The organism is Paracoccus suum (assembly GCF_003324675.1).
Lineage (GTDB): Bacteria > Pseudomonadota > Alphaproteobacteria > Rhodobacterales > Rhodobacteraceae > Paracoccus > Paracoccus suum.
This window is the reverse complement of the sequence record NZ_CP030918.1, coordinates 3210938-3225414: the sequence shown is the minus strand read 5'-3', so window position 1 is coordinate 3225414 and position 14477 is coordinate 3210938. Positions and strand designations below refer to the sequence as shown.

Below are 14477 nucleotides of genomic sequence, written 5' to 3'. Positions count from 1 at the left end.
GCCTTGCGAAAACCGGCCATGGACCTTTTCGAAGATGCCGCCGGCCCCGATGCCGCATCGAACGCGCCGCCGCTGTCCGTGTCCGAGGTGTCGGGCGCGGTCAAGCGCGTGATCGAGGGCGAGTTTTCCCATGTTCGCGTGCGGGGCGAGGTGGGGCGCGTTTCGCGTCCGGCCTCCGGCCATCTTTATTTTGACCTCAAGGACGACCGGGCCGTGCTGGGCGCGGTCTGCTGGAAGGCCAATGCCTGCCGCCTGCCGCACCGGCCCGAGGAGGGGATGGAGGTGATCGTCACCGGCCGGCTGACGACATTTCCCGGCGCGTCCAAATATCAGCTGCTGGTGGACAGTGTCGCCCCCGCCGGCCTTGGCGCGCTGATGGCGATGCTGGAGCAGCGGCGCAAGCTGCTGGCGGCCGAGGGGCTGTTCGATGCCGCGCGCAAGCGGCCGATCCCCTATCTGCCGGGCACCATCGGCGTGGTGACCTCGCCCTCTGGCGCGGTGATCCGCGATATTCTGCACCGCCTGCGCGAGCGTTTTCCCAGCCGCGTGCTGATCTGGCCGGTGGCCGTGCAGGGCAATGCCTGCGCGCCCGAGGTCGCGGCGGCTATCGCCGGTTTCAACGCGGCGACCGGCGGGATGCGCCCGGACCTGATCATCGTCGCACGCGGTGGTGGCTCGATCGAGGATCTGTGGGGCTTCAACGAGGAACTGGTGGTCCGCACCGTCGCGGCCGGGACGATCCCGCTGATCTCGGCCGTGGGGCACGAGACGGACACGACGCTGATCGATCATGTCGCCGACCTGCGCGCGCCCACGCCGACCGCGGCGGCAGAGTTCGCGGTGCCGGTCAGGGCCGAACTGCTGGCCCGCATGGTCGATCTGCACGGGCGCAAGCTGCGCGGTGCGCAGGCGCGGGTTTCCCAGCCGCGGCAACGGCTGCGCGATCTGGCGCGCGGCCTCGGCCGGCCGCAGGCGCTGACCGATGCGGCCCGCCAGCGCCTCGATCTGGGCGCCGGCCGGCTGGAGCCGGGGTTGCGCGGGTTCGTGCGGCAGCGCCGCGACCGGCTGGGTGCGCTGCCGCTGCCGCCGGCGCTGCTGTGGCAGGGCACGCGCGCGGCCCGCCGCCGGCTGGACGAGGCGCGCCGGCTTGAAAATGCGCTGGGCCGTGCAGCGTCACAGGCGCGGGGACGGATGGCGCTGGCCGAGCGAATGGCGCCGGCGCTGTTGCGTCGGCAGCGCGAGGCGGCGCGCCTGCTGGCCGACCGCGCCGGGCGGCTGGCCGGCGGCATCGCCCGCGCCCGTGTGCTGGGGTTGCGGCGCAACGCCGATGCCCGCGAATCGCTGGAGGCGCTGACCCGCCGCCTTGCCGTCGCCGGCCCGCGCCAGCTCAGCGCTCGGCGCGAGCGGGTGGAACGGATGGACCGGCTGCGCCAGTCTCTCGGCTATCGCGAGACGCTGCGCCGGGGCTTTGCGGTGGTTCATGGCCCCGAGGGATTGATCGCGACCGCGGCCCGCGCTGCCGCGACGCCCAAGATGCGAGTCGAGTTTAGCGACGGCAGCGTCACGGTCGCGCCGGTCGATGCCCCGATGGCGACCCCGACCGCCAAAGCCGCACCGCGCAAACCCAAGGGAGGGGCGGGGCAGGGCAGCCTGTTCTAGAGGCTTGCTGGGGCGCGGGTTGCGTCGCCCCAACTGACGCGGAGCGCCATCCGGGACAGGGGCGGAGGCTTTAACTCGGTCCGGCCGCAAGGTAAGGTCGCGGGCCGTATTCAAGGGGGCCGCGATGTCGTTCTTCACCAAGCTGAAAGACCGCCTCGCCGGCTCATCCTCCAAAATCGGGGCCGGTCTCGACGCGCTTGTGGGCGCGGACGAGCCGGCGCCCGGCGCCGCGCGGCCCGGGGCTGCCGAGCCGCAGGCCCCGGCCCCGCAACCCGCGCCGCAGCCCGGCCTGCTGAACCGCATCCTTGGCCGCGAGGCGCCAGCCCCGGCCCGGCCCGCCGCCCCGCCCGAGCCGCGGCGCGAGCTTGACGATGCCATGCTCGAGGATCTGGAGGAAACGCTGATCGCGGCCGACATGGGCGTCGACACGGCGCTGCGCGTCACCGCCAATATCGCCGCCGGGCGCATGGGCCGCCGCGTCTCGGCCAGCGAGTTGCGCGGATGGCTGGCGGCCGAGGTGGCGCGGATCATGACGCCGGTTGCCCGGCCGCTGCCGCTTTATGCGAAAAAGCCGCAGGTGGTGCTGGTCGTCGGTGTGAACGGCAGCGGCAAGACTACAACCATCGGCAAGCTCGCCAGCCAGTTCCGCGCGGCCGGCAAGACGGTGATCATCGCCGCCGGCGACACCTTTCGCGCCGCTGCCGTCGAGCAGCTCCAGGTCTGGGGCCAGCGCGCCGGGGTGCCGGTGATGACCGCGCCCGAAGGCTCGGACCCCGCCTCGCTGGCCTTTGACGCCATGGTCCGTGCCGAGGCCGAGGGTGCCGATCTGCTGATGATCGACACGGCGGGCCGGCTGCAGAACCGTGCCGACCTGATGGAGGAGCTGGCCAAGATCGTTCGCGTCATCCGCAAGCGGGACCCCTCGGCGCCGCACAACACCCTGCTGGTGCTGGATGCCACGACCGGCCAGAACGCGGTGAGCCAGGTCGAGACCTTCCGCAAGCTGGCCGACGTGTCGGGACTGGTGATGACCAAGCTGGACGGCACGGCGCGCGGCGGCGTACTGGTTGCGCTGGCCGACAAATTCGGCCTGCCGATCCACGCCATTGGTGTGGGCGAGCAGATCGATGATCTGGATGCCTTCGACGCCGATGACTTCGCGCGGGCTCTGGTCGGGGCATAATCGCAGACCGACGCGGAAATCAGGCGAGGTCAGGATGGAACATTGCGCGGTGGATTACTCGGCCGCGGCGATCCTCGGCATCGGCTTCATCTCAAAGCCGCGCTCCATCTGGTCGGAGGGCACGATGGGGTACTCGCCGGAGAAACAGGCATCACAATACTGCGGACGCTCGGGGTTGCGGCCTTGTGCCTCGCCCACGGCACGATAAAGGCCGTCCAGCGAGACGAACTTGAGGCTGTCGACGCCAATCCACTCGCGCATTTCCTCGGGCGTCATCTGGGCCGCCAACAGCTTGCTGCGTTCGGGCGTGTCGACGCCGTAAAAACAGGGCCAGGCGGTCGGCGGCGAGGCGATACGGAAGTGAACCTCGGCCGCGCCGGCCTCGAGGATCATGTCCTTGATCTTGCGACTGGTGGTGCCGCGCACGACGGAATCGTCAACCAGCACGACTCTTTTGCCGCGCACCAGGGCGCGGTTCACGTTCAGCTTCAGGCGCACGCCCATGTCGCGGATCTGGTCTGTTGGCTCGATGAAGGTACGGCCCATATACTGGTTGCGGATGATGCCCATGGCATAGGGGATGCCGCTTTCCTGGCTGTAGCCGATGGCCGCAGGGGTGCCGCTGTCCGGCACCGGGCATACCAAGTCTGCCTCGACCGGCGCCTCGCGCGCCAGTTCGACCCCGATCTGGCGCCGCGTCTCATAGACCGAGCGGCCGCCGATCATCGAATCGGGGCGCGAGAAATAGACATGCTCGAAGATGCAGAACCGGCCGGTCGAGGGGCCGAAGGGCCGCGAACTCTGGATACCCTCGGCCGAGATGACGACCATCTCGCCCGGATCGATCTCGCGCACGAAGCTGGCGCCGATGATGTCCAGCGCGCAAGTCTCCGACGCAAGCACATGGGCGCCGTCGCCCAGGGTGCCAAGCACCAGCGGGCGCACGCCCAGCGGGTCGCGCACGCCGATCAGCTTGGTGCGTGTCATGGCGATGACGCTGAAGGCGCCCTCGACGCGGCGCAGCGCGTCCTTCATCCGCTCGGGGATGTTCTTCTGAATCGAGCGCGCCATCAGGTGGATGATGCACTCGCTGTCGCTGCCGGACTGGAAGATGCTGCCCCGCTCGATCAACTCGCGGCGCAACTGGGCGGCGTTGGTCAGGTTGCCGTTATGGGCAATGGCGCAGCCGCCCATGGCGAATTCGCCAAAGAAGGGCTGGATGTCGCGAATCACTGCGCCTTTCGAGCCTGCAGTGGAATAACGCACGTGGCCGATGGCAAGCGGCCCGGGCAGCGTCTCCATCAGCGAAGCTTTGGTGAAATTGTCGCGCACATAGCCGAAGCGGTGAGCGCTGTTGAACCCGGTCTCGGGATCATGGGCGACGATGCCGCCGGCCTCCTGGCCGCGATGCTGCAGCGCGTGCAGGCCGAGGGCGACAAAGTTCGCGGCCTCGGCGACGCCGATCACGCCGAACACCCCGCACTCCTCGTGGAGCGAGTCGCTGTCGAATGGATCTGCGATGAAAGCCTGCATCGGCGGCGACTCCGTTAACGCTCGCGTGTTGAGCGTACCCTTATCTAAGGGCTTGGCGCTGCGACGTCACCCCCTTGGGATCAGTTGCTTGGCGTGGTCGGGGCCGGGGCGGTTTCCGCAGGCGCGGTGGTCGTCGTGGTGGTGGTGGTCGTCGTCTCGGCCGGGGCCGCGCCTTCCGGGGTCGCGCTGGTCGGGGTCCGTGTGGTGGCAGTCGGCGCCGCGCCCGAGGCGGCGGCAGTGCAGGTGCGCACCAGCTGCTCGTAGCGGTTGACCACCCAGCCCGGCGCGTCCTGCGGGATCTGCTCGTTCACGGTTCCGCGCATGCGGGCGAACACCTGCGACGAGCGCGACTGCTCGACCATGGCGATCTTTTCGGTGGCCATGACGCGGTCATAGACGATGAAGGCGACGGCCACCAAAAGGATGCCGCGTGCGACGCCAAAGAGGAAACCCATGCCCTGGTCGACCCCGCCCAACGCGCTGCGCTGTACGACCGATGAGAACAGCGGCGTGACGATGGAAAACACCACCAGCGCGATTGCAAAGACGACGGCAAAGCCCGCGATGGTGCCCAACTCGCAACTGTCACCGAGGAACTTGTTGAGGCCCGGCACCTGCGAGATCATCGGCCTGGCGGCCCCGGCGAACAGGAATGCAAGAACCGCTGCGCCGATCCACCCGAGGATCGCGAGCGATTCGCGGACGAAACCGCGCGAATAGGCGAGGATCGCCGACAGGATGATGACCGCCGCAACGATCCCGTCAATCAGGGTGAAGCCGTTCATTCCTTGCCTTCCCTAGGCCGGCAGCGCCGGGTTCTTGCGTGCAGGCGGCGGCTCAGCCAGCGCCCAGGGTCTCTCCGACAAAGCGCGTCAGATCGGGCTGGCGCAGCAGCGACATCCCTTCGGCCGCCTCGAGCTTTTGCGCCTCGGGGACGATGGCCTGTGTGAAACCAAGTTTGCGCGCCTCTTTCAACCTGTTTTCGGCTTGCGACACCGGCCGCAAGGCCCCTGACAGGCTGATTTCGCCGAACAGCACGGCATTGGCGGGCAGGGCGTGATCCTCGCGCGCGCTCAGCAGGGCAGCGGCGATGGCGAGGTCCGCGGCGGGTTCAGTGACCCGCATCCCCCCCGCGACGTTCAGAAAAACGTCTAGGCCGGTGAAGGGGATGGCGCAGCGCGCCTCAAGTACGGCGAGGATGGTGCTGACCCGGCCCGCGTCCAGGCCCACGACCGTCCGCCGCGGCGAGGCGAGGGTCGAGGGCGCCACGAGGGCCTGGATCTCGGTCAGCATGGGGCGGGTGCCCTCGATGCCGGCGAACACGGCCGCGCCGGCGACCTGCTGGCCGCGCTCCGACAGGAACAGGGCGGAGGGGTTGGGCACCTCGGCGAGGCCGCCCCCGGTCATCTCGAACACCCCGATCTCTCCGGCCGGGCCAAAGCGGTTCTTGACGCTTCGCAGGATGCGGAACTGGTGGCCGCGCTCACCCTCGAAATAAAGCACGGTGTCGACCATGTGCTCGACCACGCGCGGGCCGGCGATCTGACCGTCCTTGGTGACATGACCGACCAGGATCACCGCAACGCCGCGCGACTTGGCAAAGGTGACCAATTCATGGGCCGAGGCGCGGACCTGGCCGACGCTGCCGGGCGCTGCCTCGACCATATCGGACCAAAGTGTCTGGATCGAATCGATCACGGCGACCGTCGGGCGCTCGGTCTCCAGCGTGGTCAGAATGTCCCGCAGGGCGGTTTCCGCCCCCAGCCGTACCGGCGCATCGGCCAGCCCGAGGCGGGCGGCCCGCATCCGGACCTGCGCCGTCGCCTCCTCGCCCGAGATATAGATGGCGCTGGCGCCGGCGCGGGCAAAGGCCGCCATCGCCTGCAGCAGCAGCGTGGACTTGCCGATACCGGGATCCCCGCCGACCAGAATGGCGCTGCCCGGCACCAGACCGCCGCCCAGAACGCGGTCCAGCTCGTCCATGCCGGAGGGCTGGCGGGGCGGCGGGGCCTCGGTCGTGTCCAGCGAGGTCAGCGGCACCGCGCGGCCCTTGACGACCCCGAGGCCCTTGGGCGCGCCGGTGCCGATCGGGGACTCCTCGACGATAGTGTTCCACGCCCCGCAGGCGTCGCAGCGGCCGGCCCATTTGCGATGGACGGCGCCGCAGGCGGTGCAGGCAAAGGCGGGCGAGGGGGTTCGGGCCATGGCGGGGTTATGGCGGGGCAAGGGCGGGAACGCCAGCGCCGGACGGGGCCGGTGGCAAGGGGACGCGCGCGCGCCTAGATATGGTCCAGCAGCCGGCCGCGCCCGCAGTTGGCAAGCGCCGCGCTTCCATGCGACAACCCCGACCGCGGCAATCGGAAAGGCCACCCCCATGAGCTTTGGCAAGGGCCACCACCTGCACCTGATCGACGGCTCGGCCTTCATCTTCCGGGCCTATCACGCGCTGCCGCCGTTGACCCGCAAGACCGACGGCCTGCCTGTCGGCGCGGTCGCAGGGTTCTGCAACATGCTCTGGAAATATATCGAGGATTCGCGCGGCAACGATGCCCCGACCCATGCCGCTGTGGTCTTCGATCACTCGGCCAAGACCTTCCGCAACGATCTCTACGCCGACTACAAGGCGAACCGGCCAGACCCGCCGGACGATCTGCGCCCGCAGTTTCCGCTGACCCGCGACGCGACCCGTGCTTTCAACGTGGCATGCCTCGAGATCAAGGATTTCGAGGCCGATGACATCATCGGTGCGCTGGCCTGCCGGGCGCGCGAGGCCGGCGGCAAGGTCACCATCATCAGCAGCGACAAGGACCTGATGCAGCTAGTCGGCGACGGGGTCGAAATGCTGGACCCGATCAAGAACAAGCGCATCGGCCGCGACGAGGTATTCGAGAAGTTTGGCGTCTATCCAGAAAAAGTAACCGACGTTCAGGCGCTTGCGGGCGATTCCGTCGACAACGTGCCGGGTGCGCCAGGGATCGGGATCAAGACCGCCGCGCAACTGATCAACGAGTTCGGCGATCTGGAATCGCTGCTCGCCCGTGCGGACGAAATCAAGCAGCCGAAACGCCGCCAGACGCTGATCGACCATGCCGACAACATCCGCGTCTCGAAGCAACTGGTAACGCTGGATTGCGAAAGCGCCCCCGACCTGACGCTGGAAAGCCTCGAGGTTGCCGAGCCTGACCATAAGCAGTTGCTCGATTTTCTGTCCGAGATGCAGTTTCGCACGCTGGCCAACCGCGTGGCGGAACGCTTTCGCCTTGGACCACCGGCGATCATCGACGCCCCCGCCGCGCCCCCCGCCGCCGCAGAGGCGGCGCCCCCGCCGGTGCTGCCCCCCATCGACCCGGCCAGCTATGTCACCATCACCGATCTGGACGCGCTCGCCCCATGGCTCGCGGCCATCGGGCAGGAAGGGGCTGTGGCGCTGGACCTGCAACTTGACCGGCTTGACGAATTGCAGGCCGGCCTGACCGGCGTCGCCATCTCGCCCGGTGTCGGCCTCGGCGCCTATATCCCGACGGGGCATCTGGGCGGCGGCGACGGGCTGTTCGCCGACCGCGCCGCTGACCAGCTTTCGCCCGAGGCTGCCCTCGATGCGCTGCGGCCGATGCTCGAGGACCCGGCCATCGTGAAGATCGGCCACGATATCAAGCGCGATGCCAAATACCTGGCCCGCCATGGGATCGCGCTCGCCCCGGTCGCCGATGTTATGCTGATGAGCTACGCGATGAGTGCCGGCGCGCAGGGCCACGGGCTGGACGAGTTGTCTGAGGGCAACCTGGGCCATCGCCGCGCGCCTCTGAAAGAGGTGCTGGGCAGTGGTCGCAATGCCCTGACCTTCGCCCGCCTCGCCCCCGACGTCGCCACGCGCCCGGCCGCCGAGGAGGCGGAGATGATCTGGCGGCTGTGGCAGAATTTCCGCCCGCGCCTGCCCGCCGCCGGCGTGACCGCGGTCTACGAGACACTGGAGCGGCCGCTGATCCCGGTGCTGGCCGCGATGGAGCGCGAGGGCGTCAGCATTGATCCGGCGCGGCTGAACCGCATGTCCGGCGACTTTGCCCAGAAGCTGGCGGGGATCGAGGATGACGTGTTCCGCCTCGCCGGGCAGCGGTTCAACATCGGCTCGCCCAAGCAGCTGGGCGAGATCCTGTTCAGCCAGATGGGCATGACGGGGGGCCGCAAGTCGGGCAAGACCGGGGCGCTGTCGACCGGCGCGGACGTGCTTGAGGATCTGGCCGGCGAGGGGCACGAGCTGCCGCAGCGGGTGCTGGACTGGCGGCTGATCAGCAAGCTGAAGGCGACCTATACCGACGCGCTGCAGACCTATGTGAACCCCGACAGCGGCCGGGTGCACACCAGCTATCAGATCGCCGGCGCGACCACTGGCCGCCTCGCCTCGACCGAGCCAAACCTGCAGAATATCCCGATCCGCACCGAGGAGGGCCGCCGCATCCGCGAGGCCTTCGTCGCACCGCCCGGCAAACGACTGATCAGCCTCGACTACAGCCAGATCGAATTGCGGCTGCTGGCCCATGTCGCCGACATCCCGGCGCTGAAGCAGGCGTTCCGCGAGGGGATCGACATCCACACCATGACCGCCAGCCAGATGTTCGGCGTGCCGATCGACAAGATGGACCGCGAGACGCGCAACCGCGCCAAGGCGATCAACTTTGGCGTTATCTACGGCATTTCCGGCTTCGGTCTCGCGCGAAACCTCAAGATTCCGCGGGCCGAGGCGCAGGCCTTCATCGACACCTATTTCGAGCGCTTCCCCGAAATCCGCGCCTACATGGACAACACCGTGGCAGAGGCAAAGCGCAACGGCTACGTCAGCACCATGTTCGGCCGGCGCATCCACACACCCGGCATCGCGCTGAACGGGCCGGCCCAGGCGGGCGCACGGCGGCAGGCGATCAACGCGCCCATCCAGGGCGCCGCTGCCGACATCATCCGCCGCGCCATGATCCGCATGCCCGACGCATTGGAGGGGTTGCAGGCGCGCATGCTGCTGCAGGTCCATGACGAACTGGTGTTCGAGGCGCCCGAGGCGGAGGTCGACGAGTTGATCGCCCGCGCCCGCAAGGTGATGGAGGGCGCGGCCGAGCCTGTGGTCCGCCTGTCCGTCCCTCTGGTGGTCGAGGGTGGGGCCGGCGGCAGTTGGGCCGAAGCGCACTAGCGGCGGCGCGGTGAAATTGACCATGGGCCGGCCCGCTCAATCGCTCGCCTTCCGATTTGGTGGGCCATCTGCTCGCGCTCCAGGCGGGCAGGGCGCAGGTAACCCTCAGCTTTGCACCATGTGTTGGCGCGATTGCATCCGCGACGGACTGATCTGATGGCTACGAGCCCCGACCCCGCCGCGCCCACCGCCGGGCCACCGCGTCTGGTGCTGGCCTGCCTCGTCATCCTCGCCCTGCAACTGGCGGGCGAGGTGGTCAGCCGCGGCCTTGGCCTGCCGGTCCCCGGCCCGGTGCTTGGCATGGCCGCATTGCTGGTCGGCTTCTGGCTGGCGCCGGGGCTGGTCGCGCTGGTGCGGCCCGTCGGCCAGTCGTTGCTCGCCAATCTCTCCCTGATGTTCGTACCGGCCGGCGTCGGCATCGTCGCCCACCTGCCGCTGCTGCGGGACGAGGGGCCGGCGCTAGTCCTCGCACTGGCGACCTCGACCGCCGCGGCCATCGGTGTGGGCGCGCTGGTGTTCGTCGCCGTCGCCCGGCTTACCGGTTCGCCCGCTACCTCAGCTGGCGAGGCCCACGATGAATCCTGAGCCGGGTACGGCGGCGCTGATCTGGTCCTATCTCAGCCGCGGTCCACTGCTGTGGCTGACGCTGACGTTGGCCGCCTATCTGGTTGGCGACGCGCTGTCGCGGCGCAGCGGGCGAAAGCCATGGGCCAATCCGGTGCTGATCGCGGTGATTCTGATCGGCACCGTGCTGGAACTGAGCGGCACCGACTACGCCGATTACTTCGACGGCGCGCAGTTCGTCCATTTCCTGCTCGGCCCCGCGACGGTCGCGCTGGCGCTGCCGCTGTGGGACAATCTCGGACGGGTGCGGCAGGCCGCGCTGCCGATGGCGGCCGCGCTGCTCGCAGGCTCGCTGACGGCCGTGGTCGTGGCATTGGGGGTTGCGGCGCTTTGCGGTTTGCCGCCCGCCACCCTCGCTGCGCTCGCCCCCAAATCCGCGACCGCGCCCGTGGCCATCGGCATCGCCGAGCGGATCGGCGGCGCGCCGACCCTGACCGCCGTTCTGGTCCTCGCCACGGGGATTTTCGGGGCGATCATCGCAACGCCCCTGCTGAACGCCCTGCGGGTGCGCGACTGGCGCGCGCGCGGCTTTGCCACCGGGGTGGCCGCGCATGGCATCGGCACGGCCCGCGCCTTGCAGGTCAACCAGACCGCCGGCGCCTTTGCCGGCATCGGCATGGGCCTGAACGCCGTGATGACCGCGATCCTCGCCCCCTGGGTGCTCTCGCTCTTTTTGTGACCGGGGCTGTAACGCCGCGTTCCTGACCCGCGAAAGGACATCGCGAACATGACCGCCCGCGACACCGAGAATTGGGAGGCGCTGCTTCGTGCCGCCAATGCGGGCGATAGCGCGGCCTACGCCCGATTCCTCACCGTCGTGACCCCGACGATCCGGGGCATCGTGCGGTCTCGGGCGGGAACGAGTGCTGGCGGGATGGACCCGGCCGATTGCGAGGATGTGGTTCAGACCGTGTTGTTGGCGATTCACTTGCGGCGGGCAAGCTGGCGGCCCGATGCGCCGGTGCGGCCGTGGCTCTACGCCATCGCGCGGCACAAGCTGATCGATGCGCTGCGCGCACGCCGCCTGACGCTGCCGCTGGACGATCTGGCCGAGGTGCTGCCGGCGCCGGCGCCGACCGATCCCGCGGACCGCGTCGACGCCCAGCGCCTGCTGGCGCGGCTACCACCGCGCGAGGCGGCGATCCTGCGCGCCACCGCGCTGGAGGGGCACACCGCGGCCGAGGCGGGGGCCGATTTGGGAATGACCGAGGGCGCGGTGCGCGTGGCGCTGCACCGCGCCCTCAGGCGCCTCGCCGCCTGGCGGGGCGAGGGTTGAGCATGGGGCTGAGGGATTCGATGCAGACCGACATGCTGATCGCAGCGATGGCGCAGGACAGGCAGGTGCCGCAGGCAGCGGATCTGCGCCGCGCCGCGCTCGCCTGGACGCTGCTGGCGTTGGCGGCGGTGGCGGCGCTTTCTCTGGTGGCCATGGGTCTGCGCCCGCGCCTTGGCTGGGCGATGACCAATCCGCCCACCATGACCAAGGCGCTGCTGCCGCTGCTGGTGGCGATGGTGGCGCTGCCGGCCGCCGTGGCCCGCGCGCGCCCTGAGGCTGCGGTGCCGGGGCCGGCCCGCTGGCTGCTGGCGACCCTCGGGCTTACGGCGGCGATTGGCCTCGGCCTGTCGCTGGCAGTGATCCCGGCGGCTGCGTGGCTAAAGACGGCGCTGGGTCATTCGGCGCTGTTCTGCTTTGTTGCCATTCCGCTGATGTCGCTGCCAATGCTGGCGGCGCTGATTGGGGCGCTGGCCCGGGGCGGCGCCAGCACCGCGCCCGCCGTCAGCGGCGCACTGGCGGGCCTTGCCGCCGGTGGCCTCGCCGGCGCAGTCTATTCCCTCCATTGTATCGAGGATGCGCCGCTGTTCTTTCTTGTCTGGTACAGCCTCGGCGTCCTTGTCACCGCCGGGCTTGGCGCGCTCGCCGGACGGCGCTGGCTCAGTTGGTAGGCGGGGCCGCGTCGTCGGCCAGAATTGCGCGTCGCGATCCCGAGGCGAATTCGCGCCGCCAGGCCGACCAGGTGACGACGATGGTTGCCAAGGTCAGCGCCCAGGGTCCGATCAGCCAGGCGAGGGCGCTGATCGCGAAATAGATCGCGCGCATCCCGGCGTTGAAGTTGCGGGCCGCGTTGATGTTCACCTCGGCCGCCTTCATGGCGAGGCCCCGCGCCCCGGGCGCGGCCGGATCGTTGGGGACCGATGCCATCAGGATCGCGCAATATCCGAACAGCCGCAGCGCCCAGACGAACTTGAGGAAAGCGTTGATGACCAGGATCAGCGCCAGCACGATCTTGATGCGCAGCGCCTGCGGCGAGGCGGGTCCGACATCCACGTCCTGGGCCATGCTCGCCACCATGTCGGCATTGCCGATCAGCGCCAGGCCGCCCCCGATGGCGATCATGCAGGCCGATGCAAAGAACGAGGTGCTGTGCTGCAGGATCGACAGGATGTTCCCGTCGAAAATGCGCGTGTCGCGGGCCAGAAATTGCTCCATCCAGCCTCGCCGATAGACCCGCATTGCAGCGGAAACCGAGGGCTTGTCCGGCCGCGGATGCTCGATTGCATGGCTGACCAGACCCCAGGCCGCGAGGTGCAGCGCGACGGAGGCGACGTCGAGAAAAGTGAGGCCGGCGGGCAGGTTAATCATGGCGCAAGAATACGCGAGGCCACGGTCGCTGTCACCGTCCGACGGTGCGTTCCCGTCTTCGGCGGGTCGCCCGTGGCCTGGCTGAGTGGCTTTGCGACGCCCTTGCGCGCAGGCCTGCGTCACCCCGCCCGTGGACAAGCCCCGTGCCGGCTGCCTATCGTTTACTTGCCAGCTCCCGCCGCCAAAGGCCCCGCAATGCAGATGCCCACGCCCGACCCGCGCATCCTGGCCCAGCGTCCGGCAATCGTCGCGGCGCTCGAGGCGGCGGCGCCGGGCTGTGTGATCCATGATCCGGCCGAGACGCGGGTTTACGAATGCGACGCCCTCAGCGCCTATCGCTGCGCCCCGTTGGCGGTGGTGCTGCCGCGCTCGACCGCAGAGGTGGCGGCCGTGCTGCGCGCCTGTTCGGACCTTGGCGTGCCGGTGGTCCCGCGCGGCGCGGGCACCAGCCTTGCCGGGGGCTCAATGCCGACGGCCGATGCGGTCGTCCTTGGCCTTGCACGCATGACCCGCGTGCTGGAAATCAGCCCCGAAGATCGCCTGATCCGGGTCGAGACCGGGCGCACCAACCTGTCCGTCACGGATGCCGCTGCCGCTGACGGCTTTTTCTACGCGCCGGACCCGTCCTCGCAACTCGCCTGCGCCATCGGCGGCAATATCGCGATGAACTCCGGCGGGGCGCATTGCCTGAAATATGGCGTCACGACCAACAATTTGCTTGGCCTCACCGTGGTGCTGATGGACGGCACCGTGATCGAGATGGGCGGCCCTATGGGCGAAAGTGGCGGCCTCGACCTGATGGGGGTGCTCTGCGGCAGCGAGGGTCAGCTGGGTGTCGTCACCGAGGCGACCCTGCGCATCCTTCCCCGGCCGGCGGGTGCGCGTCCCGTGCTGGTCGCCTTTGACAGCGCCGAAGCCGCAGGTGCCTGCGTTGCCGCCATCATCCGCGCGGGTGTCCTGCCGGTCGCGATCGAGTTCATGGACCGTCCCTGCATCCGCGCGACCGAGGCGTTCGCCCGGCCCGGCTATCCCGATTGCGAGGCGCTGCTGATCATCGAGGTCGAGGGCACCGCGGCCGAGATCGACGAGGCACTGGCCCTGATCCGCGAGATCGCCGAGGGTTTTTCTCCGGTCGAGTTCCGCGAGAGCAGGTCCGAGGACGAAAGCCGCCGCATCTGGCTGGGCCGCAAGTCGGCATTTGGCGCCATGGGCCAGATCAACGATTACATGTGCCTCGACGGGACGATCCCGGTCAGCGCCCTGCCGCAGGTCCTGGCCCGCATCGGCCAGCTATCGGCCCAGCACGGGCTGGAGGTCGCCAACGTCTTTCATGCCGGCGATGGCAACATGCACCCGCTGATCCTTTATGACGCGAACGCGCCGGGGGATCTGGAACGGGCCGAGGCGTTCGGCGCGGACATCCTGCGTCTGTGCGTCGAGGTCGGCGGCTGCCTGACCGGCGAGCATGGCGTCGGCATCGAGAAGCGCGACCTGATGGACACCCAATATACCGGCCCCGACCTCGAGGCGCAGATGCGCGTCAAGGACGTGTTCGATCCGGGCTGGCTGCTGAACCCTGCCAAAGTGTTTCCGCTGCATATTTCGGCACTCCGACGCGAGCCTGCCCGTGCCGCATGACGGGGGCGCAGCCGGCGCGC

Annotated in this window: 11 protein-coding genes and 1 pseudogene; 8 read left to right on the top strand and 4 right to left on the bottom strand. The window is 69.2% G+C overall.

Annotated elements, in window-relative coordinates:
• Positions 1-18: 18 nt before the first annotated feature.
• Entirely contained in the window at positions 19-1659 is a 1641-nt protein-coding gene (gene xseA, locus DRW48_RS15675) for an exodeoxyribonuclease VII large subunit (protein ID WP_114077212.1), read from the top strand.
• Positions 1660-1783: 124 nt separating this feature from the next.
• Positions 1784-2842 (top strand): signal recognition particle-docking protein FtsY, encoded by a 1059-nt coding sequence (gene ftsY / locus DRW48_RS15670; RefSeq protein WP_114077211.1) that lies wholly within the window; start codon positions 1784-1786, stop codon positions 2840-2842.
• 54 nt (positions 2843-2896) lie between these two features.
• On the opposite strand, the gene purF is transcribed toward ftsY, so the two are convergent.
• The 3 genes and pseudogenes from purF to radA form a co-directional block, all read right to left on the bottom strand.
• Entirely contained in the window at positions 2897-4375 is a 1479-nt protein-coding gene (gene purF, locus DRW48_RS15665; protein WP_114077210.1) for an amidophosphoribosyltransferase, read from the bottom strand.
• A 182-nt stretch (positions 4376-4557) separates the two neighbouring features.
• Positions 4558-5160, bottom strand: a pseudogene (locus DRW48_RS15660) (CvpA family protein); the annotation flags it as partial.
• 52 nt (positions 5161-5212) lie between these two features.
• Positions 5213-6580 carry a DNA repair protein RadA gene (gene radA / locus DRW48_RS15655; protein ID WP_114077208.1) on the bottom strand — a complete coding sequence of 456 codons (1368 nt, stop codon included), beginning with the start codon at positions 6578-6580 and terminating at the stop codon, positions 5213-5215.
• A 169-nt stretch (positions 6581-6749) separates the two neighbouring features.
• Here radA and polA point away from each other — a divergent pair, with 169 nt between their 5' ends.
• From polA to DRW48_RS15630, 5 genes are all read left to right on the top strand, one after another.
• A complete protein-coding gene (gene polA / locus DRW48_RS15650; RefSeq protein ID WP_114077207.1) occupies positions 6750-9554 on the top strand; it encodes a DNA polymerase I in 2805 nt (934 codons plus the stop codon).
• Positions 9555-9710: 156 nt separating this feature from the next.
• The gene (locus DRW48_RS15645; RefSeq protein WP_338418425.1) at positions 9711-10139 is read left to right on the top strand and encodes a CidA/LrgA family protein; all 429 of its coding nucleotides are present in this window, start codon (positions 9711-9713) and stop codon (positions 10137-10139) included.
• Positions 10129-10857, top strand: a complete 729-nt coding sequence (locus DRW48_RS15640) for an LrgB family protein (protein ID WP_114077206.1) — start codon at positions 10129-10131, stop codon at positions 10855-10857. The genes DRW48_RS15645 and DRW48_RS15640 overlap by 11 nt, the downstream gene beginning before the upstream one ends.
• A gap of 48 nt (positions 10858-10905) precedes the next feature.
• Complete coding sequence (locus DRW48_RS15635; RefSeq protein WP_114077205.1) at positions 10906-11454, top strand: sigma-70 family RNA polymerase sigma factor; 549 nt, start codon at positions 10906-10908, stop codon at positions 11452-11454.
• Positions 11455-11456: 2 nt separating this feature from the next.
• The gene (locus DRW48_RS15630; protein ID WP_114077204.1) at positions 11457-12122 is read left to right on the top strand and encodes an NrsF family protein; all 666 of its coding nucleotides are present in this window, start codon (positions 11457-11459) and stop codon (positions 12120-12122) included.
• Here DRW48_RS15630 and DRW48_RS15625 read toward each other — a convergent pair.
• Positions 12112-12819 (bottom strand): DUF599 domain-containing protein, encoded by a 708-nt coding sequence (locus DRW48_RS15625; RefSeq protein ID WP_114077203.1) that lies wholly within the window; start codon positions 12817-12819, stop codon positions 12112-12114. The genes DRW48_RS15630 and DRW48_RS15625 overlap by 11 nt on opposite strands.
• 195 nt (positions 12820-13014) lie before the next feature.
• Between DRW48_RS15625 and DRW48_RS15620 the strand changes: the two genes are divergently transcribed.
• Positions 13015-14457: an FAD-linked oxidase C-terminal domain-containing protein gene (locus tag DRW48_RS15620; RefSeq protein ID WP_114077202.1), complete on the top strand. Its 1443-nt coding sequence runs from the start codon at positions 13015-13017 to the stop codon at positions 14455-14457.
• Positions 14458-14477: the final 20 nt, after the last annotated feature.

Bases quoted from the DNA above. Each gene is read 5' to 3' on its own strand.
- xseA (WP_114077212.1), top strand. From the start codon at position 19: ATGGACCTTTTCGAAGATGCCGCCGGCCCCGATGCCGCATCGAACGCG.
- polA (WP_114077207.1), top strand. From the start codon at position 6,750: ATGAGCTTTGGCAAGGGCCACCACCTGCACCTGATCGACGGCTCGGCC.
- DRW48_RS15645 (WP_338418425.1), top strand. From the start codon at position 9,711: ATGGCTACGAGCCCCGACCCCGCCGCGCCCACCGCCGGGCCACCGCGT.
- DRW48_RS15630 (WP_114077204.1), top strand. From the start codon at position 11,457: ATGGGGCTGAGGGATTCGATGCAGACCGACATGCTGATCGCAGCGATG.
- purF (WP_114077210.1), bottom strand. From the start codon at position 4,375: ATGCAGGCTTTCATCGCAGATCCATTCGACAGCGACTCGCTCCACGAG.
- ftsY (WP_114077211.1), top strand. From the start codon at position 1,784: ATGTCGTTCTTCACCAAGCTGAAAGACCGCCTCGCCGGCTCATCCTCC.
- DRW48_RS15640 (WP_114077206.1), top strand. From the start codon at position 10,129: ATGAATCCTGAGCCGGGTACGGCGGCGCTGATCTGGTCCTATCTCAGC.
- DRW48_RS15620 (WP_114077202.1), top strand. From the start codon at position 13,015: ATGCAGATGCCCACGCCCGACCCGCGCATCCTGGCCCAGCGTCCGGCA.
- radA (WP_114077208.1), bottom strand. From the start codon at position 6,580: ATGGCCCGAACCCCCTCGCCCGCCTTTGCCTGCACCGCCTGCGGCGCC.
- DRW48_RS15625 (WP_114077203.1), bottom strand. From the start codon at position 12,819: ATGATTAACCTGCCCGCCGGCCTCACTTTTCTCGACGTCGCCTCCGTC.
- DRW48_RS15635 (WP_114077205.1), top strand. From the start codon at position 10,906: ATGACCGCCCGCGACACCGAGAATTGGGAGGCGCTGCTTCGTGCCGCC.